The organism is Streptomyces sp. NPDC046821 (assembly GCF_040645335.1).
Lineage (GTDB): Bacteria > Actinomycetota > Actinomycetes > Streptomycetales > Streptomycetaceae > Streptomyces.
In genome coordinates, this window is sequence record NZ_JBEYYB010000001.1 from 742,980 (window position 1) to 768,116 (window position 25,137).

General features: G+C 70.2%; 18 protein-coding genes and 1 pseudogene. 13 read left to right on the top strand and 6 right to left on the bottom strand.

The features are described from left to right. Positions 1-68 precede the first annotated feature (68 nt). A complete protein-coding gene (locus ABZ893_RS03430) occupies positions 69-1,400 on the bottom strand; it encodes a 6-phospho-beta-glucosidase (protein WP_361395929.1) in 1,332 nt (443 codons plus the stop codon). A 328-nt stretch (positions 1,401-1,728) separates the two neighbouring features. Between ABZ893_RS03430 and efeU the strand changes: the two genes are divergently transcribed. Both efeU and efeB read left to right on the top strand, forming a co-directional pair. Next, on the top strand, positions 1,729-3,759 hold the full coding sequence (efeU, locus tag ABZ893_RS03435) for an iron uptake transporter permease EfeU (RefSeq protein WP_361395932.1): 2,031 nt from the start codon (positions 1,729-1,731) through the stop codon (positions 3,757-3,759). Positions 3,760-3,815: 56 nt separating this feature from the next. Beyond that, positions 3,816-5,096: an iron uptake transporter deferrochelatase/peroxidase subunit gene (gene efeB / locus ABZ893_RS03440; RefSeq protein ID WP_361396123.1), complete on the top strand. Its 1,281-nt coding sequence runs from the start codon at positions 3,816-3,818 to the stop codon at positions 5,094-5,096. A gap of 229 nt (positions 5,097-5,325) precedes the next feature. Here efeB and ABZ893_RS03445 read toward each other — a convergent pair whose 3' ends face one another. The 5 genes from ABZ893_RS03445 to ABZ893_RS03465 are packed head-to-tail and all read right to left on the bottom strand — an operon-like array spanning position 5,326 to position 10,768. Next, positions 5,326-6,051, bottom strand: coding sequence for a response regulator transcription factor (locus ABZ893_RS03445; RefSeq protein ID WP_361395935.1), 726 nt, complete (start codon positions 6,049-6,051; stop codon positions 5,326-5,328). 56 nt (positions 6,052-6,107) lie between these two features. Then, a complete protein-coding gene (locus ABZ893_RS03450) occupies positions 6,108-8,753 on the bottom strand; it encodes an ABC transporter permease (protein ID WP_361395937.1) in 2,646 nt (881 codons plus the stop codon). Continuing rightward, positions 8,750-9,412, bottom strand: coding sequence for an ATP-binding cassette domain-containing protein (locus ABZ893_RS03455; RefSeq protein WP_361395940.1), 663 nt, complete (start codon positions 9,410-9,412; stop codon positions 8,750-8,752). The genes ABZ893_RS03450 and ABZ893_RS03455 overlap by 4 nt, the downstream gene beginning before the upstream one ends. Next, positions 9,399-10,115, bottom strand: a complete 717-nt coding sequence (locus tag ABZ893_RS03460; protein WP_361396126.1) for an ABC transporter ATP-binding protein — start codon at positions 10,113-10,115, stop codon at positions 9,399-9,401. Before ABZ893_RS03460 ends, ABZ893_RS03455 begins: the two co-directional genes overlap by 14 nt. A gap of 5 nt (positions 10,116-10,120) precedes the next feature. After that, positions 10,121-10,768, bottom strand: coding sequence for a hypothetical protein (locus ABZ893_RS03465; protein ID WP_361395942.1), 648 nt, complete (start codon positions 10,766-10,768; stop codon positions 10,121-10,123). 159 nt (positions 10,769-10,927) lie between these two features. Between ABZ893_RS03465 and ABZ893_RS03470 the strand changes: the two genes are divergently transcribed. The 11 genes and pseudogenes from ABZ893_RS03470 to ABZ893_RS03520 all read left to right on the top strand — a co-directional run bounded on the left by ABZ893_RS03470 (position 10,928) and on the right by ABZ893_RS03520 (position 25,054). Then, positions 10,928-12,259: a HAMP domain-containing sensor histidine kinase gene (locus ABZ893_RS03470; RefSeq protein ID WP_361395945.1), complete on the top strand. Its 1,332-nt coding sequence runs from the start codon at positions 10,928-10,930 to the stop codon at positions 12,257-12,259. 1,648 nt (positions 12,260-13,907) lie between these two features. After that, positions 13,908-14,060, top strand: a pseudogene (locus ABZ893_RS03475) (recombinase family protein); the annotation flags it as partial. Positions 14,061-14,848: 788 nt separating this feature from the next. Next, entirely contained in the window at positions 14,849-15,622 is a 774-nt protein-coding gene (locus ABZ893_RS03480; protein WP_361396129.1) for an SDR family oxidoreductase, read from the top strand. Positions 15,623-15,668: 46 nt separating this feature from the next. Next, complete coding sequence (locus tag ABZ893_RS03485; protein WP_361395948.1) at positions 15,669-16,706, top strand: Inducer of phenazine A; 1,038 nt, start codon at positions 15,669-15,671, stop codon at positions 16,704-16,706. A gap of 177 nt (positions 16,707-16,883) precedes the next feature. Continuing rightward, the gene (locus tag ABZ893_RS03490) at positions 16,884-19,028 is read left to right on the top strand and encodes an iron-containing redox enzyme family protein (RefSeq protein ID WP_361395951.1); all 2,145 of its coding nucleotides are present in this window, start codon (positions 16,884-16,886) and stop codon (positions 19,026-19,028) included. Between the two features lie 71 nt (positions 19,029-19,099). Beyond that, positions 19,100-20,938: a carbamoyltransferase gene (locus ABZ893_RS03495; protein WP_361395954.1), complete on the top strand. Its 1,839-nt coding sequence runs from the start codon at positions 19,100-19,102 to the stop codon at positions 20,936-20,938. 69 nt (positions 20,939-21,007) lie between these two features. Continuing rightward, entirely contained in the window at positions 21,008-21,157 is a 150-nt protein-coding gene (locus tag ABZ893_RS03500) for a hypothetical protein (RefSeq protein WP_361395956.1), read from the top strand. A gap of 45 nt (positions 21,158-21,202) precedes the next feature. Next, positions 21,203-22,156: a TauD/TfdA family dioxygenase gene (locus ABZ893_RS03505; RefSeq protein WP_361395959.1), complete on the top strand. Its 954-nt coding sequence runs from the start codon at positions 21,203-21,205 to the stop codon at positions 22,154-22,156. Between the two features lie 40 nt (positions 22,157-22,196). Next, positions 22,197-23,450: an ATP-grasp domain-containing protein gene (locus ABZ893_RS03510; protein WP_361395961.1), complete on the top strand. Its 1,254-nt coding sequence runs from the start codon at positions 22,197-22,199 to the stop codon at positions 23,448-23,450. Positions 23,451-23,594: 144 nt separating this feature from the next. Next, a complete protein-coding gene (locus ABZ893_RS03515) occupies positions 23,595-23,792 on the top strand; it encodes a hypothetical protein (RefSeq protein ID WP_361395964.1) in 198 nt (65 codons plus the stop codon). Further along, complete coding sequence (locus ABZ893_RS03520; protein ID WP_361395967.1) at positions 23,789-25,054, top strand: biotin carboxylase; 1,266 nt, start codon at positions 23,789-23,791, stop codon at positions 25,052-25,054. The genes ABZ893_RS03515 and ABZ893_RS03520 overlap by 4 nt, the downstream gene beginning before the upstream one ends. Positions 25,055-25,137: the final 83 nt, after the last annotated feature.

Genomic DNA, 25,137 nt, shown 5'->3' on the forward strand with positions numbered 1-25,137 from the left:
GAGGGAAGAGAAGTTACTGCCACGTACGGCAAAGTTCAGGCCTCGCGTCAGAAACACCTACCTGTCGGCTACTTGCAGGTCAGGTAAGCAAGTCCGGGGTGGGCGTCCTTGTAACCGTCGAGGAGCCGGCGGGCCACCGTCACCGAGTCGACGAGCGGGTGCAGCGCGAACGCCTTGACGGCTGCGGCGCGCGAGCCGCTCTCCGCCGCCGCGAGCACCTCGCGCTCCACGGCCTTGACCGACGAGACAAGCCCGGCGGCGTGACCCGTCAGCGGGGACACGCTCACCGGGTGCGCACCGTTCGCGTCGACGAGGCAGGGGATCTCGACCACGGCGTCGTCGTCGAGGGAGGGCAGGGCGCCGCGCCCGCGCACGTTGAGGATCAGCGTCGCGCGTTCGTCACGGGCGATGGCGCGCATCAGGGCGAGCGCCACGTGCTCGTAACCGCCCGACTCCTCCAGGTCGGCCGCGTCACGCTCGCCCGCGCCGGACGCCTCGCGGTTGTGGGCCATGTACGTCGCCTCGCGCTCGGCGCGCGTCGCGTCCCAGCTCTCGTACGACGGGTCGGCGTAGAAGGCGGCCTGCTGGTCGAGGAGGAACGCGCCGCGGGTGCGTTCGGCTTCCTGGTAGGCGCGGACGGTCTCGCGGTTGAAGTAGTAGTAGTGGAGGTACTCGTTCGGGATCGCGCCGAGCGACTGGAGCCAGTCGGCGCCGAAGAGCCGGCCCTCCTCGAAGGAGCCGAGCAGCTTCTCGTCGGCGAGCAGGCGCGGGAGTTGGTCGCGGCCGTCGACCTTCAGACCGCGCAGCCAGCCGAGGTGATTGAGGCCTACGTAGTCGATCCAGGCCCGGTCGGGGTCGGCGCCGAGGACGCGCGCGACGCGGCGGCCGAGGCCGACGGGTGAGTCGCAGATGCCGATGACGCGGTCGCCGAGGTGGCGCGACATGGCCTCGGTGACGAGCCCCGCCGGGTTGGTGAAGTTGATGACCCAGGCGTCGGGGGCGAGTTCCTTGACGCGGCGCGCGATGTCGACGGCGACGGGCACGGTCCGCAGCCCGTACGCGATGCCGCCGGCGCCGACGGTCTCCTGCCCGAGCACCCCTTCGGCGAGCGCGACGCGTTCGTCGGCGGCCCGGCCGGCGAGGCCGCCGACGCGGATGGCCGAGAACACGAAGTCGGCACCGGGCAGCGCCTCGTCGAGGTCGGTGGTGGCGTGCACGGCGGGCGCGTCCGGAACACCGGCGGCCTGCTCGGCAAGAACCCCGGCGACGGCCGCGAGCCGATCCGCGTCGAGGTCGTACAGGGTGACATGGGTGACGCGACCGGGCGCGTGGTCCGCGAGCAGCGCCCCGTACACGAGGGGCACGCGGAATCCCCCACCGCCAAGAATCGTGAGCCTCATGCCAACCCCTTCACTGTGTGCGTGCACGCCGACGTGATGAACAGTACGGTCGCGGCCCGCGTTCGCGTGGGCGGGTGGTGGGGGTGTGTGACGGCGGGGGCCACAGGGGCTGACGGCGGAGATGTGCGACTGGGCCTCGCGAAGGAGGCGTGCGGCCGGGCCTGCCCGTGATCACCGTCACTCCGACGGTCCGCACCTGAGGGTTTTACCTCGGTATTACCGCCCCATGACCGACTGACTACACAGCTGTAGTCATGATGGTCAGCGTTGTAGTTAGGTATGCCTACGCTAAGGAACCGTGTCCGTGGCGCAGGCCTGGGGAGGGCGCATGTGGGATGACACGTTTCCGAGTTTCCTGATCGGACTCCGGGAAGGGCTCGAAGGCGGACTCATCGTCTCCATCCTCGTCGCGACCCTCGCGAAGGCCGACGCACGCTCCCGGCTTCCGCAGGTGTGGACCGGGGTGCTCGCGGCGATCGCGCTCGCCATGAGCTTCGGCGCGGTCCTGACCTTCACCGCCGCTTCCTTGTCGGCGACCGCCCAGGAGACCTTCGGCGGCACGTTGAGCCTGATCGCGGTCGCGTTCGTCACCGCGATGGTGTTCTGGATGCGCCGCTCGGCCCGCAGCCTGTCCGGGGAGATCAAGGAGAAGGTCACCGGGGCGCTCAGCATGGGCGCGGGCGTCCTGATCCTCACCTCCTTCCTCGCTGTGGGCCGGGAGGGCCTGGAGACCGCGCTGTTCCTGTGGACCACCGCCCAGGCAGCCGGCGGATCCGCGGGTCCCCTCACCGGCGCCGCTGTCGGCCTCGTCCTGTCGGCCGTCCTGTGCTGGGGTCTGTACCGACGGGTCCTGAAGATCAACCTGACGAAGTTCTTCACCGCGACCGGCGCGGTCCTGATCGTCATCGCGGCCGGCGTCCTCGGCTACGGCCTGCGCGACCTCCAGGAAGGCGGAGTCCTGCCCGGCAAGGCGGCCTACGCCGTCGATCTGAGCGGCAGCGTCGACGCCGGCTCCTGGTACAGCACCCTGGTGCAGGGCGTGTTCAACCTGACGCCGACCATGACCTGGCTCCAGGTCGTCGGCTACGTCGGCTACCTCACCGTGGTGATGACGCTGTTCGTCCGCGGCGTACGCGTCACGGCGCCGAAGACCGCCCCCGGAGAGACGACACCCGCCCCGGACACCCGGACGCCCGCCCGGCGCCGCCCCGCCTGGGCGGTCCCCGTCGCCGTCGTCACCGTCCCCGCGCTCCTGGCGGGCCTCGCCGTCGCCCTCGGCCGCCCCAAGCCGGCCACCGCCCAGCCCGTCGCCGTCTCGGCGAAGGAGTGCGGCAAGGGCTTCACCGCGCCGAAGCCCGGACGGCAGACGTTCCAGATGCACAACACCGGCGACAAGACCTCCGAGGTGTACCTCGTCGACCCGGCCACGAACGCCGTCTACGGCGAGATCGAGGGCCTGGCCCCCGGTACCACCCGTGCCCTGGTCGCCACCGTCGACGGCGGCACCTACGCGTGGCGGTGCGTGCCCACCGGCGGCGGCGCGGTCACCTCCAAGAGCGTCCGCGTCAGCGGCGGACGGGGGTCCAAGGCGGTCATACCGCTCTCCGAGCACGAACTCGCCGGCCCCCTCGCGCAGTACCGGGCGTACGTCGACAAGGGCCTGACCACTCTCGTGGCCCAGACCCGCACCCTCGCCGACGACATCAGGCACGACCACCTCGGCCGGGCCCGCGCCGACTGGCTCACCGCCCACCGCACCTACACCTCCCTCGGTGCCGCCTACGGCACCTTCGAGAACTACGACCAGAAGATCGACGGCAGGGCGGACGGCCTGCCCGGCGGCGTGCACGACAAGGACTTCACCGGCTTCCTCCGCGTCGAGTACGGCCTGTGGCACGGCGAGTCCGCGGCCTCCCTCACGGCCCCGGGCCGGCAGCTGGCGGCCGACGCCGCAGGGTTGCGGAACGCCTTCCCGCACCAGGACTTCGCCCCGTCCGACCTGCCGCTGCGCTCCCACGAGATCCTCGAGAACACCCTGCAGTTCGAGCTGACCGGCGACACGGACGAGGGCAGCGGCACCGGCCTCGCGACCGCCGACGCCAACCTCGCCGGCACCCGCGAGCTGATCACCGTACTGAAGCCGCTGCTGGCCGCCCGCTCCACGGAGCTGCTGCCGACGGTCGAGGCGGACATGGCCCGTCTGCAGAAGCTCCTCGACGCCGCCCACCACGGCAGTTCCTGGACCCCCGTCGGACAACTCGACGAGGCCGCCCGCGCCCGCGTCGACGGAGCCACCGGCCGGCTCCTCGAGGACCTCGCCCCGGTCCCGGACCTGCTGGAGATCCGGAAGTCCGCCTGATGACCACCGCACACCGACCGAGCGACGACCCCGCACACACCGAAGGGAACACCCCCATGCCGTCCGCCGAACCCCCTGCCCCGCAAGGCAGTTGCCCAGCCGGTGCCGGCCGTCGCTCCTTCGTGAAGACGGCCCTCGGCGCGGGAGCCGCCGGAGCGGTCCTGGCCGGCGGCGGCCTCGCGCTCGCCAGGAGCGGCGGCACCGCGCAGGCCGCCACGCAACCGCAGAACGCCGCCGAGGTGCCCTTCCACGGCACCCATCAGGCCGGCATCATCACCCCCGCTCCGGCCGCCGCCGCCTTCGTCTCCCTGGACGTCATCGCCGACAACCGCCAGGAACTGGCCGACCTCATGAAGACGATCACCGGCCGGGCCCGCTTCCTCACCTCCGGCGGCACCCCCACCGACCTCGGTGTCGGCGCCCCGCCCTCCGACAGCGGCATTCTCGGCCCGACCGTCCCGGCCGACGGCCTCACCGTCACGGTCGGCGTCGGCGCGTCCCTCTTCGACGCCCGCTACGGCCTCGCCAAGGAGAAGCCCCGCCGTCTCACCCCCATGCGGACCTTCCCCAACGACAACCTCAAGCCCGCCGAGTGCCACGGCGACCTGTCCCTGCAGATCTGCGCCAACCGTCAGGACACCGTCCTGCACGCGCTGCGCGACATCGCCAGGCACACCCGCGGCGCCATGCAGATCAAGTGGCGCATCGACGGCTTCCAGAACACGCCCCGCCCCACCGGAGCCCAGCGCAACCTGCTCGGTTTCAAGGACGGCATCGCCAATCCCGACGTCGCCTCGGCCCGTGAGACCAACCGTCTCATCTGGGTGGGCGACGACGCCGGCGAGCCCTCCTGGACGCGCGGCGGCAGCTACCAGGTGATCCGTGTCATCCGTATGCTCGTCGAGTTCTGGGACCGGGTCTCGCTGACCGAACAGGAGAAGATGTTCGGCCGCCGCAAGGACACCGGCGCCCCGCTGGACGGCGCGACCGAGACCGACATCCCCCACTACGCCAAGGACCCGCACGGCAACGCGATTCCGCTGGACGCCCATATACGCCTGGCCAACCCCCGCACGCCGCAGACGGACAACACCCGCATCCTGCGCCGCGGGTACAACTACGACCGCGGCATCGACAACGTCGGCAACCTCGACATGGGCCTCGCCTTCTGCAGTTACCAGCAGGACATCAAGCGACAGTTCGAGGCGACCCAGGAGCGCCTGATCGACGAACCGCTCGTCGACTACATCTCCCCGACCGGCGGCGGCTACTTCTTCGCTCTGCCCGGAGTCCGCGACGGCCGGGACTGGTTCGGCAGCGGACTCCTCGGGAGCTGACCCACATCCCTGGTCTTCCCTGCCCCGGTCGTCCCGACGCGGGGGTGAAGCGAGCTGTGCCTCCCGGCCCCGCCGCGGCCACGCCTCGCTCCGGCGGAGGACGCGTCGCGCACCTCTCGCTCGGGCGGGCCTCCCGATCCGGCCGCGTCCGGTCCTTCGCTCTCCTCGTGGCGCGTGCCGCTCGTCGCCACCGCGGTCGCGGTCCCCTTCCAGGCACCGTGGCCCGCTCTCAGCACTCCAGGCGGTATCCGTGTCCCCGCAGCGTGGTGATGCGGGGCAGGAGGGCCGACGGGGGTGATCCGGCCGCTGCCTCGGCGAGGCGTCGTCGCAGGGCCGCCATGGTGACGTCGAGGGTCTTGGTGGATCCGAACCAGTTCTCGTCCCAGACCTCGGACATCAGGGTTTCGCGCGAAACGGCCTCGCCGGTGCGCTGGGCGAGGACGGCGAGCAGGTCGAACTCCTTGGGGCGGAGACGGAGTTCCTCGTCGTTCAGGAGACAGCGGCGGGCGGTGGTGTCGAGGACGAGGTCGCCGAGGCGGATGGGGTCCTGCGGCGGGGAGGCGACGGTCCGGCGGCGCAGGTGTGCGCGGAGGCGGGCGAGGAGAACGCTGAGGCTGAAGGGTTTGACGAGGTAGTCGTCGGCTCCGGCGTCGAGGCCGGCGATGACGTCGATGTCGTCGGTGCGGGCGGTGAGGATGACGATCAGCAGGTGGGGGTGGCCGGCGCGCAGGGTGCGGGCGATGTCCAGGCCGTCCATGTCGGGCAGGCCGAGGTCGAGGAGCAGCACGTCGTACCGGGACCGCGCGGCCTCGGCCAGCGCGGCCGCTCCGGTGCGGCACCAGGTGGCGGCGTAGTCGTTGCTGAACAGGCCGGTCCGCAGATGACGGCCGATGGTGTCGTCGTCCTCGACGACAAGGACCCGGTGGCGGCCGCGGTCGACGGCGGGTGCACGCATGGTCTCCAGCCTAGGAGCCGTCGGGGCGGGCGGCCCCGCGGCCGCGTACCGGGTTGTCACAGGTCGCGGAGTTCTTCCACGGCCGGGCGGCCCGCGCTGCGGATGCCGTTGAGGGCCGCGGCCAGGATGGCGGCGACCGCGGCACTCACGGTCAGGGCCAGGTAAGTACCGGGCACCGCGAGGCTTGCGGGTGGTGGGTCGAAGACGCCGGTGAGGACCTTGACCAGCATCTCCGACAGCGCCCAGCCGATGAGCGCGCCGCCGGCGAGGCCACCCGTGGCGAGCAGCAGGGCCTCGCTGAGGACCATGCCGCGCAGTTGGCCGCTCCTGGCACCCAGCACCGTGGCGATGGCGAAGGTGCGTCGGCGTTCCGCGAGTCCGAGGGCCAGGACGAGTCCTCCGGCCCCGGCGGCGAGCAGCACGGCGAAGGCGAGTTCGATGCGGGTGAGTCCGGCCAGGTCGACGGAGGTGAGGCTGGTGCCTACGGTGCCGCGCGTCTGGGTGAGGTCGGTGACGGTGGCGCTGGTGCCGAGCCGGGTACGCAGCTGCGTGGCGATCTGCTTCTGGTGGGTGCCGTCGGTGTCGAGGAGAAACGCCCCGACGGAATCGCTGCCGGTCGCCTTCGCCACGTAGTCGGCGTTGGCGACGAAGAAGCTGTCCTTCGGCGCGGTCGGGAATTCCTTGACGATGCCGGCGTAGTGGAACGGCACCGTGCGCAGGGCCTTCGTGCGGGCGTCCTGGACACGGAGGTTGACGGTGTCGCCGGGAGAGAGCTGGAAATCCTTGACGGTCTCCTCGCTGACCAGCAGGTTGTCGGGGCGTTGGGCGAGCCGCCGCATGAGCTGGCCGGTGGTGCCGCCGGCGAAGTAGGCGTCCTGGAGCGACGTCGCTCGTGCGATGGTGCCGGGCCGGACGCCGTAGAGGTCCTGCAGGTCGGAGCCGACGTAGGCGAAGCGGTGCTGCACGGGCTCGACGTGGCGGACGCCGGGGACCCGCAGCTTGCTCGCCGCACCCGGAGGGACATGGGCGCCGGGCGGCTCGCTGACCGTGACGTCGGCTCCGTTGGTGAGCCGGGCATCGGCCTCGGCCTGCTGCTGGTAGGTGGAGTTGAAGACGGCGGTGGAGATGGCGAAGGACACCGCGAGGGCGAGGAGCACCACGGAGCGGGCCAGCGGACGCCGTCGTCGGGACATCACGGCAGCGGTGGTTCCCGCGAGGCTCGCCGTGAGCGGGCGGGCGAGGCGGGCCAGCGCCGGGCGGCCGTGCGCCAGGGCCAGCAGGGTCACACGCCACATCAGCAGCGCGGCGCCGATCCACAGCAGGGCCGGGCCGAGGAAGGCCCAGTACGACACGGAGAGGGCAGGTACGCCTTCGGGCGCGAGCACGAGCGCGTACTGGTTGCCGGAGGAGGCCCGGAAGACCAGCCAGGAGCCGATCAGCAGCGCGAAGTCGACGCCGTAGCGCATCCACCAGGGCGAGCGGCGCCGCACACCGGCCTCCTTGCGCGTGTCGGCGACGGTGACCGAGTGCAGGTCGCGCAGGGCGGGTACGAGGACGGCGCCGGCGGCCACGGCCGCGCCGAGGACGAAGGCTAGGCCGTACCAGAGGGCCCAGGTCGTGGCGCTCGCGCCGAAGGACACGGTGCCGAAGGCGAGCCGTCCGGTCAGCGCGGCGATGGCGAGCCCGGCGAGTCCGCCCACGCCGGCGACCACAGCGGCCTCCAGGCCGGCGAGACCGGTGATCTGACGGGGGCTCAGTCCGCGCAGCCGCAGCAGGCCCTGTTCCTGACGGCGCCTCTCTCCGCCGGCCGAGGCGACGGCGGCGGTCAGCGCGGCGGCCAGGAGGGCGCCGGGGACGCCGAGGAAGAGGAAGAGGATCTGGGCGTAGAGGGCGTCCTGGCGGGCGGAGTCGAGGGCGGCGCCCAGGTTGTCGCCGACCAGGGCCCCGCCCGCCGACTTGGCCTCCAGGTTGTGGGCCGCGCCTGTTGTGCTGGTGAAGGCGGCGGCCGGGTCGGAGGGCAGGCCCGCGTCGCGGGCGACGTGGATCTGGGTGGTGACGTCCGGGGCGCCGTGGGTGAGGGAGGCGAAGCGGTCGGCGGGCAGCAGGACGACGTTGTCAGGGGGTGCGGTCGGCTGGGTCTGGGCGGGGGCGCCCGCCTTCTGGAACAGGGAGTCCGCCTGGGGCAGGTCGACGACGCCGTCCACGCGGACCTGCCGCACCCCGACGTTCGGCAGCTGGATGCCGACGGTGTCACCGGGGGCCGCGTGCAGGTTGGACGCGGTCTGCTGGGCCAGCAGGACACCGGTGGGAGACCCGGAGAGGGAACGGATCTCGTCGGGGAACCGGGCGCGGTATCCGGCGGGCAGGCCCAGCACCACGCCGGGGCCGGTGGTCTGTGTGCTGCCTTGAACGCGCGCGGTGAAGCCGGTGGTGCGGGCGAATCCGACCGGCAGGGCGGCGCGGGTGCCGGGCGCCTTTCGCACCAGGGACAGGACGGCGTTCGGGTCGGCGCCGGGCTGCACCTCGACCTGCCAGGCGACGGCCACCGAGCGCACCGCGCGCTGCGTCATCGTGGCCTTGGAGGCGGTGAGGAAGGATCCGAGCGCGGCGACGAGGGCGACGGCGAGCGCGATCCCGGCCACGGCGGCCGCGAGGCGCCCGGTCCGGTGACGGGCCAGGCCGCTCGTCCACGAGGTGATCATGGTGTTTCCTCCGGTGGGAGCAACCGCCCGTCGCGCATGGTCCGCCGGACGGTGAGGCGGGCGGCGACGGCCGGGTCGTGGGTGGTGACGACGAGAGCCGCGCCCGTTCGGTCGGCGGCGGTCAGCAGGGCGTCGAGGACGTGGGCGGCGGTGGCGTGGTCCAGTCGGCCGGTGGGCTCGTCGGCGAGGATCAGTCGCGGTGCCTGCGCCAGGACGCGGGCCACGGCGACGCGCTGGGCCTGGCCGCCGGAGATCTCCTCGGGCAGGCGGTCGGCGAGGTCGGCCGCGCCGACCAGGCCGAGGGCCTCGATGACCGGCAGGCGGGTCTCCGCCTCCGTGCGGCCGGCGAGCACCAGCGGCAGCGCGGTGTTCTCGGCGACGTCGAGTGCCGGGATGAGACTGTCGGCCTGGAAGACGAGGCCGATGGCGGACGGCCCGTCGAGGCCGGGCCGGCTGACCGATCCGCTGGTGGGGCGTTCGAGCCCGGCCAGCAGGTGCAGCAGCGACGACTTTCCCGAACCGGACGGGCCGACGACGGCCAGTCGGTCCCCCGCCCGGACATCCAGATGGGCGCCGTGCACCGCGACCATGGCCGTCGAGCCCCGCCCGAAGGTCAGCGCGGCGTCGCGGCAGGCGACGAGCACTTCACCGGAAGGCATGACCGGTCCCCCTCTCGTCCTTCTCCTGAGCCCGGCCGTCGTCCAGCGCGACCACCCGGTCGGCGATACGGACGGCCTCCGCGCTGTGCGTCACGATCAGCACCCCGCTGCCGTCGGCGGCCCGGTCCCGCAGCAGGCGCAACACCAACTGCTCGGTGTCTCCGTCGAGTTCACCGGTCGGTTCGTCGGCAAGCAGGACGGCGGGGGAATTCGCGAGCGCCACGGCGAGCCCGGCGCGTGCCAGTTCTCCGCCGGACAGCTGCCGGGGCAGCGCGCGCCCCCGCCGCTCGATCCCCACCTGTTCCAGGAGCGCGTCGGCGGCCATGGCGGGACGGCCTCGTACGGCGTGCTGGGCCATGCGGATGTTGTCGCGCACGCTCAGGTGGGGCAGCAGGTTGCGGGTCTGCAGGAGGACGCCGACGTGCCGGGCACGCAGCCGGGCCCGTTCCGTCTCCGGCCGGTGACTGATCCGCACACCGTCCACCCGGACCTCGCCGCCGGACGGCTCGTCCAGACCGGCCAGACACGCCAGCAGCGTGGACTTGCCGGCTCCGGAGGGGCCGACGACGGCGACGGTCTCGCCCCGCCCCACGCGCAGCGACACGCCGCGCAGCGCGAGGGTCTCCTCCTCACCGGCCCGGTAGAAGCGGTACAGGTCACGAGCGGTGAGGACGTCGTCGTCCGACGACGGCACGGCGGTCATCGCGTTCACCGCCACGTGAAGGAGTCGCTGACGATCCGCCACGGGTCGACGTTGTCGGCGTTGACCGGACCGGACAGCGTCAGATCCACCTCGTGCCCCTGCCGGTAGAACGCGTAGCGCTCGAAGGTGTCCCGCACCACCTTGCCGGTGACCGGGTCCTTGGCGGAGTCGCCCTGGTAGGTGAGCAGGACGACACGACCGCTGTGCCGCTTCACCTCCGAGACCTTCGGCTGGGCGAACTTCGCCACTTGCGACCTGAGCTGCGGTACGACCGTGCCGGTCACCGAACCGGCCGTGGGCGCGGCCGTGGCGGTGGCCGTGGTGACGCGTACGGTGTTCAGCTTGTCCGTGAACACCGTGGCGGGCCCCTTCTCGGTGCGTGCCCAGCCCTCGGGCACCTTCACCGTGAAGCCGCTGAACCCGCCGGCCGGCCGGAACGGCACGTACACCTGGTTGTCCGGGATGTCGCCCGGCGGATTGGACTCCGTGGGCGCCGGGTTCGGCTGCGTACCACCGCCGCCGCCACTGCTGGACGAGACGGGGGAGCCTGTCGAGGCCGCGCCGGCGTGCGATCCGCCGCCGGAACATCCGACGACGGTCACCGCCGCGACCAGCGCCAGACCGGCTGCTGCCGCCGTGCGTGCATGTGTCATGGCCACTGCCCTCCTGAGAGGCCTGAGACCGACGGGGGCCGGTCGTGGCACCGACGCTAGGAGGCGGCCGGTTAACGCCCCGCACACCGACGGTTAGACGACGGCAAAAGCGAGTGGCGCAGCCGGCCCGGACGGGCCGGGTGCCCGCAGGATGAAGGCATGAGAAAGCGCGTGGTGCGAGTCGCCCTCACCGCCGCCCTGGTCGCCGTGGTCCTCCTCGCCGTGCCCCTGGCCCTGGCCATCAGGTCCTCCCTGTACGCCGACCGGCGCGACTCTCTGGAACGGGCGGCACTGTCCGGTGCCGTCCGGGTCAGCCCCGACTACGCGACCGGCGACCCGGTGGAGCTCCCGGGACCCCCGGCCGGCGGACGCATAGGCCTGTACGACCGGCAGTCGCGGCTCCGGGCGGGCAGCGGCCCCCGCACCGGTGACACGGCTGTGCGAAGGGCGTTCGGGGCCGAGGTGGTGCGCGGCCACTCCGGCGACGACCTGGTCGTCGCGGTGCCCGTCTCCCACGCCGAGCAGGTGATCGGGGTCGTGCGCGCCTCCTCGCCCGCCGCCGCCGTACGCGCCCGCGTCCTCGCCGTGTGGGCGGTCCTCGCGGGCGCGTGCACCCTCGCGCTGACCGTGGCGGTCCTGATCGCCCGCCGCCAGGCACGACGGCTGGCCGCCCCGCTGGAGGATCTCTCCCGCCACAGCCGGGCGGTCACCGCCGGCGACCTCGGAGCCCGGGCCGCCCCCAGCGACATCGCCGAGATCGACCAGGTCGCTCACGCCCACAACGAGATGCTGCAGAGCCTTACCGAACTCCTGCGCCGCGAGCGCGACTTCACCACCAACGCCTCCCACCAGCTGCGCACCCCGCTGACCGGACTGCAGCTCACGATCGAGGCGGGCCTGGAGCAGACGGAAGAGGGCGGCCTGCGGGACTCCCTCCGGGCGGCGCTGGCCACCACGCGCCGACTGCACGGCACCGTCGAGGAGGTGCTGCGGCTGTCCCGCTCCCGCGGCCTCCCCCACTCCGCCGTCCCGGACACGCCCGTACCGCGGCTCCTGCGCGAGACCCAGGAACGCTGGCACGGGACACTCGCCCGCGACGGCCGACGCCTGGAGTGCGAACTCCATGACGCACCGGACGACGTCCGCGTCCCCGGCACCCCGCTCGCCGAGATCCTCGGCATCCTGCTGGACAACGCGCACGTCCACGGGCGCGGCACCATCCGCCTCGGAGTGCGGGACCTGGACAACGCGCTCGCCTTCGACGTCAGTGACGAAGGCACCGTGCACGGCGAGGCGGCCAGGCTGTTCGACCGCGGTCACAGCGGCCACGGCACAGGAACGGGGATCGGCCTCGCCCTGGCTCGCGACCTGGCCATCTCGCTCGGCGGCAGGCTTTCCCTGTCCAGCGGCCACCCGGCCACCTTCACCCTCCTCGTGCCGGTCCGTCAGGACGGGACCACCCACGACGGAGCCACAGAGGGAGACGGCTGAAGCTCCACGGCGAAGCGGACATGACTCTTGACCCCCGCTTCTCCGCCGGCGCCCCGGACCGTCCTGTGGACCCACGAAAGGGGGGCCACCGGTCCCGCGCCCGGGTCAGCTGCTTCAGTTCGATGAGTCCCGTTCAGCGGCGTGACCACCATCTGCGTGATCCGCACGCCGGAACCGCCACTGTCGTTGGGCGGGGTGTGCAGCGCGAAGCGGGTCGTGGCGCCGCTCTTGAGGACGACCTCCGGCGCGGCGAGATTGCTGCGCGCGGCGCACGTCGCCCTCGCCACTGCTGCCGCCGGCGGAGGCACCGTTGTCACCGCCGCCGGACCGGCACGCGGTGAGCGAGAGACACGCGGGACCTGGACGGCGGCTTCCTGGGACAGTTCGGTGACGCGGCCCGGCACCGCTGGACAGCCTCGCGAGCGACACCCGCCGGCGCCCGGCCGCACCAAACGGCAGCGGCGACCAGCAGCGTCGGCCGACTGCGGCGAGTCGGCGTGGCTGACGGCGGGCCATCGACTCCGGCAGCCTGTGCGTGAGCAGGGGATTTCCTGGGAACGGGTCAGGATCATGACAGAAACCCTGAACACCGCCACCCGTCCTGCCCACCCTCTACGCCAACTCGTCGCCGCCTCCATCGGTAACGCCGTCGAGTGGTTCGACTGGTTCTCCTATACGGGCGTGGAGTCAGGCTACACCCCCGCCTTTGGCCAGCGTCTTTGCAGGTCAGATCGCTTCTGGTGGTGATGCCCACTTTTCATGTGCCACCAAGTTCGACCACCTCTGGCCGCCTCGATGCTGACCGGTTGCCGACTTTCATGAGGGGCCGTCAGCTCAGTGGGTGAGCTTTGGCGCCAGGAGAGCCGCGGGCCCCGCGGTGACCGCAGAGACGGCCTGCACGCGCGTGCCACCGTCGACGTGCGCAATCGCCGCAACCTCGGCGCCTTACCCTTCGCGCAGGAGCAGCATGAGCGGTACCTCTCCGGAGAAGCCGAACCGGACTTGCTGGAGCTCCATGAAACCGGCCACATAGGCGCTGGCCGCCCCTGCGGTCGCGTCGTCTCGTCTCAGCCCGGGCTTCGGCGACCCACTCCGGCGGGTCGACCGCGAGCGCACCGACGGCGCCCGCGGACTTTGCAGACTCGAGCAGCAACTCCGCGTGTGCAGGCTTTAGTTCGCACTCGGAGGTAACGCGGCAGGGGAGATCGACACCGCCTTCCGTTCCCAGGTCTCCCACATACCGCGCTCGCGGCTGGACCGGGTCACCTTCGGACCCGCGCCATGCAGGCCTGATCGCGCAGTCGCCTCACCCGCGGCGAGGGCCGCTAACTCAAACTGCGTGAACGCCGCAGTTGTGCCGGGTAGTTGAGGAGCATTGTCCGGGAGAGGTTGCCGCGGCTGCTGCAGGGCCCAGATTCGGTCACCATGCCAAATGTCCGCCCGTTGCTCCGACACCGGGGGTGGTTACTGCCTCCATGACGCGAATCGCATCAAACTGTTGAACGGTGCCGCGCCGTGCCCAATTTTGGAGCGATCCATTCAATTTTGGGTGACTTGTTCCGAATGGTGACTGCAGCTGGTCTCACGTACGTCTGAACCTGCCTGTTTGCGTCACGTCTCGATGACCGACCACGCCGCCGGATGCCGGATGCCGGATGCCGGATGCCGGAAGATCTTCGCGGACAAGAAGTCCGGCAAGGACGCACTCCGGCCCGAACTGAAGGCATGCCACGCGTTCCTCGACCCGGGCGACACGCTCATAGTCCCTTCGCTCGACCGCTACGGCCGAAGCCTCCAGGACCTCATCAACATGGTCGCCGCGCTGCGCGAGCGCAGCGTCGGCTTCACCTCACTGCACTCGCCATGCTCCTCAGGGTCTCCCCGGGCACCCTCTACAACCGCATCCCGGACCTGCGCGAACTCCGCGCCGGCACCGTCCCCCGTCAACTCGAAGCCCCCGCGCGGTAAGCGAGTCCGAGCAAGATCGACCTCAGCGGCACTTTCTGTACCTCAACCACTCACACCCGTACCCGGTGCCCAGCCGCGCAACATTGATCTACATGTAACTGAACCGCAACTCATGGATGCGGTTGTCGGTGCCGCCGTAGATCACGTACGTGTCTTGTCGGCGTCCCAGGCGTAGCCAGCGGGAGGGCTGGCAGCGGTGGGGACCAGGTTATGGCGAGCGGCTAGCCGTATCGGAGTAGCAGCCGGCGGGATGCAGAACGCTCCGTACGCCTCGCCGAATTCGGACAGTGTCCAGATCGCCCCGCGCTTGATCTCTGATGTCACAGGGCGGCGAGCCGGTGACCGGCGTCTACCCGGACGCTGTACCAGTTGACGCTCAGGCCAGCCGCTTTCGCGGCCTGCCGGATCGCAGGAGCGATTCGTGGGGAACGCCGAGCACGTCGGGAGCCTGAACATCACCTCACCCCTTTTGTCCGTACTACGGGTTCCCGCAGTGCGGATTTCCGAACAATGTGCACGCTTTAGCCTCAGGCGTTGAAGGGGCAAGCTTTCAGCAGATGCAGAAATTGCCGGGGAATTTATAGAAAGTCGCGGTGGATTCTCTGCTATGTGGACTTCCGGATGAATAGAAAGGCGGTGGCGTCGGTGGCCGGAAAGGCTGTGGTGACCGGGGCGAGCAGTGGAATCGGAGCGGCGGCAGTGCGTCGGCTTTCGAAGGAGGGTTTCGAGGTGGTGGCCGTCGCGCGCCGCGCAGACAGGCTGCACCGGCTGGCCGAGGAGACCGGCGCGCGACCGCATCCGCTCGACGTCACTGACGGCGCATCGGTACAGCGATTCGCAGCGGGACTCGGCTCCTGCGATGTCCTGGTGAACAACGCGGGCGGCGCCTTGGGCGCGGACACTGTGGCCGAGACGGACCCTGCGGACTGGGAGCGGATGTACTCCGTGAACGTCCTCGGCACCTTGCGCATGACCCAGGCCCTACTGCCGCTGCTGCGGGCCGACCATGGCGGCACCGTCGTCACGGTCACTTCCACTGCGGCCTTCACGGCCTACGAAGGCGGCGGCGGCTACTCCGCGGCCAAGTACGCCGAGCACGCACTCACCGAGACGCTGCGCTTGGAGCTGTGCGGCGAGCCCGTCCGGGTAGTTGAGGTGGTGCCCGGGATGGTCAGGACCGAGGAGTTCTCCCTGAACCGGATGCGCGGTGATGCCGAACGGGCCGCAGCGGTATACGAGGGCGTCGACCACCCCCTGACCGCGGACGACGTCGCCGAGTGCATTGCGCTGGCGGTCGGGCTGCCTCAGCACGTCAATGTCGATCGGCTCGTGGTGCGCCCGCTGGCCCAGGCGGCCCAGCACAAGCTGCACCGCGGCCCCCTCTTCCGCGACTGACCTTCCTCTCCTCAACTGTCTTCCTGAGCCAAGGAGTGCACCCGACGTGAAGCTCCACCGTGACGAACTGACCCCGCAGATGCAGGAGTACGCGCGCTTCGACGACCGCGGCGAGGCCCGCTACTTGCCTTACCTCATGTACTTCCATCAGTCGGACTACCAGTCCTCTGTCATCAACACCGACCGGGCGGGCTTCCGCATCTCGCATGGCCCGGATGGCGAGACGGCTTCCGCTGCCGGCCGGGTGCCGACGGGACCGGTTCGGCTGATCTCCGGCAGCTCCACCGTGCTCGGCATTGGCGCTACCAGCGACGCCACCACCCTCGCCTCCCAGCTGTGGAGCAAGCACGCCCCATCCGCGCCGTGGCTCAACTTCGGCGGCCGCTGCTACAACTCGACGCAGGAACTGCTCCTGTTCACCCTCTACCGCCATCTGCTGCCCGAGATTGAGGAGATCGTCGTCTTCTCGGGGCTCAATGACCTCACCGTCGGCAGGCTCCCCGAGTGGCAGCAGGGCGACAACGGGGCGTTCTGGTTCTGTGGCGAGTACTTCGACAAGATGGAGGAACTGCGGGAGAACAACCGCAAGGCCATCGGTAACAAGCTCCTCGGTCGCCGCAAAGAACGCCGCCGCACCATCTCCACCCACGACGACGTGCACCACGACATCTCCGCGGTCATCGACTCCGCCGCCGACCTGACCCTACGTCATCTGGACAGCTGGCGGCGGCTGGCCGGTCCGTCGGCCCGGCTGACGTACGTGCTTCAGCCCATGGCGCTGTGGATGCGCGACCGGCACGCACCGCAGGAGCAGCTGCTCTTCGACGAGATCGATCGAATCTCCAAGCTGGGCACTTGGGAGGCCCTGTACGGCGACATCTCCCGCAAGGAGGTCGCCCGCGCCTTCTCCGACAAGCTTGAAGCTGGCTGCGAGAAGCTCGGCATCCGATATGTCGACCTCAACCCGGTCGTCGCCGAGGCTGTCACCGAGCGGGACTGGATCTACGTGGACCGTGCGCACTATACCGACCACGGCTACGACCTCGTGGCCCGCATTCTCGCCGAAACTCTCAGCCTTTCCTGAGCTCGCTTTTCCCATTCCCTCTTTTTCTTGAAAGAAGGCGATCGCGCATGTCCCTGTTGCGTAGGCTCGCGGACCTTTTGTTCCGGCGCAAGAAGCGTGCCAACCAAAAGAACGACGCATCCATCTACCCCATGTTCTGAGGCTGTGTTTCGAGGAAAATCCGCTGAAAGGAGAAGGATGTACGACGACGACGGCCCCGCCCGGGTCGTGTACGCGTACGCCGCCGACCCCGAGGCGTCTGTACCGGACGGTGGATTCGTCGAGGAGGTTCGCGCCGAACTGCTCCGGGCAGCCGTCGCGGACCCGCTCGCCGAACTACTGCGGCAGGCTGGCGACTGGGCAGCGGCCGAGGGCCAGCGGTTCACCGGCCTGCTCGACGCAGGGCACAGGGACGGCCGGCCCGACGGGCACGAGGAGGTGCTGGTACGTCGGGCCGTGCTCGGCTGCGCCCCGCTCTCTCTCATCTCCGGCGCCTGGCTGCAGTGGCTGAGCGCACCCGGCTCGTTCGAGGTACCGGTAGTGCTGCGGATCCTCGCCTTGTACGCCGCCGACGTGGGCGCAGGGCACCCTCATGCCTCCCGAGGCAGTGCCTTCCTGGAGCTGCTGCGCCGACTACGGCTCGCCGAACACGCGGTACCGGCGGCCAGGCTCACCGGTGACCGGCGCATCCCCGAAACGGCCTTCCGGCTCCCCGGCCTGCTGCTGGCCATGAGCAGGCGGCCGGACGACTTCCGAGGCGAACTGCTCGGCGCCGACCTGTGCCTGCGCACGGTCGGCCTGCTGCCTGCGCTGAGGCTGGTGAAGAAAGCCCGGCCAACTGAGACCGACTGGGACGCGGTGGACCCCTCGATGCCGCGGGAGTCTGACGCGGAACGGCCAGACACGAAGTGCAGTGCGCTGGTCGCCGAGCTGGTCGCGGAGGGCGGCGACCGGGCCGACAGTGCGGTGCGTCGGGGCTTCGCTTGGACGCTGGGGGCACTACGCGAGTGGTCTGAGGCACTACACGTGGAGCTCGTCGCAGCAGGGGACCCAGCCTTCGACATGGCGGAGCTGATGCGTCAGCGCTCCCGGGAAGGCTCCGTCTATCACCACCAGTTCCAGTTGGAGGGCAAGCCGCTGGCCCGCTGGCTTGCAGAGTGCCGCACCGACGCGGGGCCCCTGCTGGACGCGCTGGCACGCAGCAAACTCGTCAAGCCGGGGCGCGCGTCCGCCAGCTCGCTGGTCCGGGGGCTGGTGGGCGAACGCGGTCCGATGTTCCGGGTGTTCTCGCCGGAGGACCTCAACGTCATCCGACGCTGGATCGACTCTCTGCCGACGGAACCCCCAGAGGGGAAGCTCGGCGCATCCGAGGTCGTTATGGCGGTTGCACCCGACGGGTCCACGGGGGTGGCTGCCGCCCTCCGCGCCGGGCACCGCAACCCGGGCCGCGCTCCATCTTCCGTACGCGAGGCGTATCACTTGCTGATGCGACGCACCGACACCCCGGAGCTGCGCTCCTGGGCCAAGCGGTATGTCACCGGCTGGCTGGCTCGGTCGCGGCACGGGATGGATGAGCGAACCATGCCGCTGCCGGCGTCTTGGAGCCGGGAGGGGTTGCGTCCCTGGTTGCAGGAGCGGCACGACCGGCACGGAGCAGAGTTCGAGCAGAACGCAGAGGTGCCGCTTCCCCCGCGGCACGCAGTCGTCGACAACACTGTGCAGACGGCGCCGCTGACCCTGATCGACGGCAGCTGGCTACAGGGGTTCACGGACTACGAGCAGGCGTCCTCGGAGATCGGGCATTCGCTGTTCGAGACGTACTGGGATGAACTCGGCAACGGCGAGCCGCGGTTGAATCACCCGCTGATCTACCGCGACGTTCTCAAGGAGATGGGCGTCGACCTGCCGCCCACCGACTCACCGGAGTTCGCCCGTTGGCACGGCTTCCGGGACGAGTCGTTCGAACTGCCCGTGTACTGGCTGTGCGTCGGCCGGTTCCCGAGGACGTTCCTGCCGGAGGTGCTGGGTTTGAACCTGGCGATGGAATTGTCCGGTGTCGGCGGCACCTACCGCAGGGCCCGGCTGGCATTGAAGGCGTACGGCTTCAGCACGCGCTTCGTCGACATACACAACACCATCGACAACGTCGCCACCGGCCACTCCGCGTGGGCTGCAGACGCGGTGGACACCCTGATGGCAGCCCTGCCCGAGACCCCTGGTCCTGGTGGTAGGGCGGAGACCTGGCAGCGGGTACGGACGGGCTACCGCTCGCTGAACCCGCCTAGTGGTGTGGGCGCCCGGCTGGCCGCCCGCCGCGGACGGCTCGCGGGCAGGCGGGGATGAGGCTCGTGCCCACCCGGCGTCCGCTCACAAGGAACACAACCCGCACATCAATTCCGTGGAGGAACACAGCGGTGTCTGACTTGATCCTGGGAGTGTCGGCCTTCTACCACGACAGCGCCGCGGCGCTGATTGCCGACGGCGTGCCGGTCGCGGCTGCTCAAGAGGAACGTTTCAGCAGGCGACGGCACGACTCCTCCTTCCCCTCGGCGGCCGTCCGCTACTGCCTCGAAGAGGCCGGCGCACGTCTGGACGACGTTTCCGCCATCGCCTACTACGAGGACCCTCAGCTCAAGTTCCGCCGTGTCCTGGCCACTTTCCTCGGTGCCGCCCCGTCGGGCTTTGCTTCCTTCCGTGACACTCTCCCCTCCTGGCTCGGGCCGAACGGAAAGCGGCGCACCGCCGATCGGGTGCGCGCCGAGTTCGCAGCTCTGGGCTTGGGCCGGGTGCCGGAGCTGTCCGTGCGCCGCCACCACGAGTCGCACGCTGTGTCGGCGTTCTTCCCCAGCCCCTACGAGTCTGCGGCCGTCCTGTGCATCGACGGCGTCGGCGAATGGGCCACCACGACTCTCTGGCACGGTCGCGGCACAAAATTGACTCCGGTCGCCGAGATCCGCTTCCCGCACTCGCTGGGCCTGCTGTACTCGGCCTTCACCTACTTCTGCGGCTTCAAGGTCGACTCGGGTGAGTACAAGCTGATGGGCCTCGCCCCCTACGGCAAGCCCCGCTATGCCGACCTGATCCGCGAGCAGCTCATCGACATCAAGCCCGACGGCTCCTTCCGCCTGGATATGCGCTACTTCGAGTATCTGCGCGGTCAGGTCATGACCGGGCGGGGCTTCGAGAAGCTCTTCGACGGACCCCGGCGTGCTCCCGAAGGCCCCCTCACAGAACGGGAATTCGACCTCGCTGCTTCCGTTCAGGCCGTGACGGAGGAGGTCGTGCTGCGCCTCGCGCGGACCGCTCGGGAACGCACCGGCGAGTCCAAGCTGTGCCTGGCCGGCGGTGTCGCCCTCAACTGCGTCGCCAACGGCAAGATCATCGACGCGGGGATCTTCGATGAAGTGTGGATCCAGCCGGCCGCCGGTGACGCCGGTGGGGCGCTTGGCGCGGCCCAGGCCGTCGCCATGCAACACGGCGTGCGCCGTGACCATCCCGCCACGGGGCGCGACTCGATGAGCGGCTCGCTCCTCGGCCCCGGCTATGACGACGAGGAGATCGCTGCCTACTTGGAGTCCCACAACATCCCGCACCAGCGGCTAGACCCCGACACTCTGGTCAAAGCGGTCGCCGAGGGGTTGGCGGACGGCAAGATCGTCGGCTGGTTCCAGGGGCGTATGGAGTTCGGGCCGCGCGCCTTGGGCGCCCGCTCGATCATCGGTGACCCGCGCAACCCCGAGATGCAGTCGACCATGAACCTGAAGATCAAGTTCCGTGAGTCGTTCCGCCCGTTTGCGCCCGCCGTGCTGGCCACTGACGCCACCGATTACTTTGACCTGCGGCAGGAGAGCCCGTACATGCTCGTGGTCTCCCAGATCGCGGCGGCGCAGCGGCTCGACGCCGACAGCCACGGTGCCAGCGGCCTCGATCTGCTGAAGGTGCACCGCTCCACCATCCCCGCGGTCACACACGTCGACCAGTCAGCGCGCGTACAGACAGTGACCGAGCACAGCAACCCCGCATACCACCGGCTGCTGACTGCCTTCAAGGCTCGTACCGGCTGCCCCGTGCTCGTCAACACCTCGTTCAACGTGCGCGGAGAGCCCATCGTGAACACGCCGGACGAAGCCTTCACCTGCTTCATGCGCACCGACATCGACATGCTCGCGCTCGGCAACTTTCTGCTGGAGAAGAGCGCCCAGCGCGCTTGGTCCGAGGAGCACGACTGGCGCACCGAGATCCCCCTCGACTGAGCACCACCTCTCCGAACGCCTCTTGATCCCCAGCGCCCATCCGGGAGCACGGGGAGAAAAGGACCTGCCATGCGTACCTTTCTACTTTTCCTCGTCTACGCCCTCGTCGTGACACCCGTTGGCCTGCTGAGCCGGGTCGTCAAGGACCCCCTGGCCCGCCGCCAGCCCGCTGGTACGAAGACCTACTGGACCCCGCCGACCCCGTCTCATGGCCGCTGAGCGGCGAGCAGTGGAGGCGAGCGCAAGACCGATGGGAGACAAACGATGACCAGCCTGCTCCAGTTCGCCCGGCACCGTATCGACGACAGTGCCCGGGACCTGCTGGACAAGGAGATTTCGGAACGCGTCTCGGAGACCCGGCTGGACTCCGATCTCGACGACGCCATCCTCGCCGGCATCGGGGCCCACGCGCTCAGCCGCCACCTGCCCGGTGATGTGCTACAGAGCGTTCAGGTCTTCACCGCGGCCGCGCGGCACGCCCTGGTGCTGTCCAACCTGCCAGCCCAGGAGTTTCCTGCCACCCCGGTGAGCGGCTTCGGGGACGAACCCGAGCTGGCCGTCACCAACGCCATCCACCTAGGGTTGATCCGGCTCATCCGCGGCACGCCCTTCGCTGTCGCCTACGAGAACGACGGCCACCTCATCCGCAACGTTGTGCCGAACCCGGCGGCCTGTGGAACGACCAGCTCCTGGGGCGCCGACGCGGAGTTCTTCTGGCACACCGACAACCCGCACCAACCGTTCGGCCGGCCGGGCTCCGACCCCCGCCTGTACACCCCGCCGTACCTGACCTTCTACGCGGTGCGCAACGAGGAGCAGGTGCCTACCGAGATCGCCGCCCTCGACGACGTCGTCGTGCGTCTGGACGCCGAGACCCGGCAGATCCTGCAGACGCCCGAGTTTGAGGTCGGCGCGCCAGACTCCAACGACGGGGGATCCACCGGCGCGCTGCGCGAGGCCGCGATCATCGAACCCGATGGCGCCGGCCGCCACCGCGTCCGCTATGACCGCGGCACCACCCGTGGCGTAACCGAGCGCGCCTGCACCGCACTGGACAGTTGGTGCGAGGCGCTGACTACGGTCCCGGGCGCCGAACTCATCCTGGACACCGGCGACTTCATGATCTTCGACAACCATCGGGTGCTGCACCGTCGTAAGGCATTCACGCCGCGTCCCGACGCGACGGCCCGCTGGCTGCGCCGCTGCTACGCCGCGTGAACCCGGCCTCCCCCCCACCCACCCCATGAAGGGATCCCCCATGAACAAGTACCGCGTGGCCGTCATCGGCGGCCGGCCAGCCCCGATTGCTGGCGCCAAGCAGCTAGGCATTGACGTCGTCCTCATCCACGAAGAGGGTGCCTACGACCCGGCCATCGCCGAGCACTGCGAGCGCATCGTGCACGCCCCGATCGCCGACGGTCAGGCCATCCTGGACACACTGAAGCCGCTGCACGACGAGCGGCCGTTCGACCGCGTGCTCACCACCACCGAACCGGCCGCCGAGTCCACCGGGTTCGTCGTTGACTCGCTCGGCCTGCCCGGCGTCACCGAGGCCACCGCCCGTGCCCTCAAGGACAAGGCACTCACCCGTGAACTGCTCGCCAAGTACGACCTGAGCCCGGTGCGCTACCAGATGGTCCACAACGCCGCCGAGATAGCCGAGTTCCAGGCTGAGGTCGGCGAGAAAATCATCGTCAAGCCGGTCGACGGCGTGGCCAGCCTGCACATCCACACCGTCGACGGCGCCGAGGACGCCCAGCGGGCCTGGCAGGCGCTGGGCGAGGCCGGCATCACCGGCATCATCGCCGAGGAGTACCTGGACGGCCCGGTGGTCAGTGTCGACTCCTTCTCCTACGACGGCCGCCACCTGCCTATCGGGTACTCCGAGTACCGCATGAACGAGCGGTACGTCGAATGGGAGGTCAGCACGCCCAGCCGGTACGCCCTGCCCTGGCTCGCTGAACTCCGGGAGCTCACCCCGAAGCTGCTGGACGCGGTCGGCCTCACTGAAGGCCCCTCTCACAGCGAATTCGTACTGACCGACAAGGGCCCCCGGGTCCTGGAGTCGCACGCCCGGCTGGCTGGCAGCGGCGCCCCCGAGCTGGTCCGGCGCGCGTTCGGACTGGACCTGAACCGGATGTTCCTCACCGTCCCTCTCGGCATCGACCAGCTGCCCGCCACTTCGCCTGAACCGATCGGCGGCGCGGCCGTACGATTCTTCACCCCCGAGCCCGGCACGGTAGCCGCCGTCGAGGTCGCCGAGGACGCTGCCAATGAGGTGCGCAGGATTCCCGGGGGAGAGGTGCTCTACGTCTTCCTGCCCTACCTGGAGGAGTTCCGCGACACCGAGGTCGCCGCGGTGATCGGCAAGGCCGTCGGCGGGACTGTGCCCCCACTGCTCACCGTCGCCGACTGCGTCTCCGGGTACGCCATCGCGTCCGGTAGGGACGCCGACGACGCCGTGGCCAAGACCGAGGCCGTCAACGAGCGGATCCGCTTCGTCACACGCTGAGCACGCCTTCCCCGCTCCGGCGGGACGGCCGGGCCTCGCTGGCGCCCGGCCGTCCCGCCCCGCCTCGTGCCCGTCCGGGCACCGCTTCGTCCGTGACGTCCTACAAGGCGCCGACCCGTACTGACCACTGGGAAGGAACCGTCCGTGAACCTCATCGCCGCTTCCACCGCCCCTGCGCTTAGCTCCGCACCGGCCCCCGTCACCCAGCTGAACTCCGCCCGGTTGCTCGTCGAGGCGCGGTACACCGACGAGCAACCGCTGACCCGGGCAGCTCTCCATCTGATCGACTGCGCGACCGAAATCGTCACCGGACTGCCCGGGACAGGAACGGAGCACGCATGAACCGCCACTTAGTAGTCCTCCACCGCTGGCGCGACCGCCACGCCCGCTATGAGGACTACCTGGACCACAGCACCCACCACGTCACCTACGTCACCACCCGCCTTGCCCTCGACTCGGTGCCCATCAGCGCCGCGGCCGCCGTGGTCGTCCCCGCAACAGATGACACCGCCGCCGTCTGGCGTGCAGTGGCCGAACTGCGCACCCGCTTCGGTCCTCCAGCCCGGCTGCTGGCCCTCAACGAGGGCGACCTTGATACCGCATCCATCATCCGCGAGCGCCTCGGCTGCGCTGGCCAAAACCCATCCGAACTCGCCCGTTTCCGCGACAAGTTGACCATGAATCGGATTGTGTCCGAGGCGGGTGTACCGGCCCCGCGCTTCGCGGACGCCTCCGGCGAACACGCCGTCCGCGCGTTCGTCGACCGCCACGGCCTGCCCGTCGTGGTCAAGCCCCGCCGGGGCACTGCCAGCCGAGGGATCGTGCGCCTCGTATCCGACGCCGATCTGTCGCAGCTGCGCGCCCTGCCGTCCGAACCGCGCCTGGTGCAGGAGTACTGCCTCGATGACATCGTGCACATCGACGGTCTGTGGATGGGCGATCGTCTCGGGCCGTGGCGTGCCTCGCGCTACATCAACACGTGTGTCGACTTCACACGGGGCCAGGCGCTCGGATCAGTCGAGATCGACGACCCCCAACTCCTCCGTCCGCTGGAGGAGTTCACCACACAGGTTGCCGGTGCGCTCAGCACTGAGCCTTGGGTCTTCCACCTAGAGGCCTTCGTCGGCACCGCCACAGATGGCCGGCCCGCGATCCGCTTCCTGGAAGCGGGCTACCGGGTCGGCGGCGCCGAGATCCCGTTCGTCTGGCGTGAGGTGCACGGCATCGATCTGATGCGGGCCGCCGCCGACATCCAGCTCGGCCGCACTCCCAGCCTCCCCGTGCCCGAGCAGTGGCGCACCGCGGGCTGGCTGCTTGTGCCGTCCCCCGTCCCGGCGCCCTGCCGGGTGACGGCCCACGACCTCCCCACCCCGCAGGATCCCACCGAGGCACCGTACGCCGCGGTCGTGCCTGCCGTCGGTCGGGTCATCCCGCGCGTCGGCGGCTACGAACATGTCGGCGCCCGTTTCCGCTTCCGCGGTGACTCCAGCGGTGAGGTCGAGAAGGCGGTCCTGCGCACGGCGGAACAGTTCCGCCTGGAGTGCGTCGCCGAGACCGAGGTCCACAGCGGCGGGGGCCGCCCGGCGTGCGGACTGGATCGATGAGCGGCCGCGGCGGTGCACTCCCGGCCTGACCGCGATGACCGAAGCCGAATGGCTGGTCAGGGAATTCCGTGACCAGCCATTCG

Coding starts and splice junctions, on each gene's coding strand:
- ABZ893_RS03505 (WP_361395959.1), top strand. CDS start 21,203: ATGACCAGCCTGCTCCAGTTCGCCCGGCACCGTATCGACGACAGTGCC.
- ABZ893_RS03470 (WP_361395945.1), top strand. CDS start 10,928: ATGAGAAAGCGCGTGGTGCGAGTCGCCCTCACCGCCGCCCTGGTCGCC.
- ABZ893_RS03500 (WP_361395956.1), top strand. CDS start 21,008: ATGCGTACCTTTCTACTTTTCCTCGTCTACGCCCTCGTCGTGACACCC.
- ABZ893_RS03430 (WP_361395929.1), bottom strand. CDS start 1,400: ATGAGGCTCACGATTCTTGGCGGTGGGGGATTCCGCGTGCCCCTCGTG.
- ABZ893_RS03460 (WP_361396126.1), bottom strand. CDS start 10,115: ATGACCGCCGTGCCGTCGTCGGACGACGACGTCCTCACCGCTCGTGAC.
- ABZ893_RS03480 (WP_361396129.1), top strand. CDS start 14,849: ATGAATAGAAAGGCGGTGGCGTCGGTGGCCGGAAAGGCTGTGGTGACC.
- ABZ893_RS03455 (WP_361395940.1), bottom strand. CDS start 9,412: ATGCCTTCCGGTGAAGTGCTCGTCGCCTGCCGCGACGCCGCGCTGACC.
- ABZ893_RS03490 (WP_361395951.1), top strand. CDS start 16,884: ATGTACGACGACGACGGCCCCGCCCGGGTCGTGTACGCGTACGCCGCC.
- ABZ893_RS03520 (WP_361395967.1), top strand. CDS start 23,789: ATGAACCGCCACTTAGTAGTCCTCCACCGCTGGCGCGACCGCCACGCC.
- ABZ893_RS03465 (WP_361395942.1), bottom strand. CDS start 10,768: ATGACACATGCACGCACGGCGGCAGCAGCCGGTCTGGCGCTGGTCGCG.
- efeB (WP_361396123.1), top strand. CDS start 3,816: ATGCCGTCCGCCGAACCCCCTGCCCCGCAAGGCAGTTGCCCAGCCGGT.
- ABZ893_RS03450 (WP_361395937.1), bottom strand. CDS start 8,753: ATGATCACCTCGTGGACGAGCGGCCTGGCCCGTCACCGGACCGGGCGC.
- ABZ893_RS03510 (WP_361395961.1), top strand. CDS start 22,197: ATGAACAAGTACCGCGTGGCCGTCATCGGCGGCCGGCCAGCCCCGATT.
- ABZ893_RS03445 (WP_361395935.1), bottom strand. CDS start 6,051: ATGCGTGCACCCGCCGTCGACCGCGGCCGCCACCGGGTCCTTGTCGTC.
- efeU (WP_361395932.1), top strand. CDS start 1,729: ATGTGGGATGACACGTTTCCGAGTTTCCTGATCGGACTCCGGGAAGGG.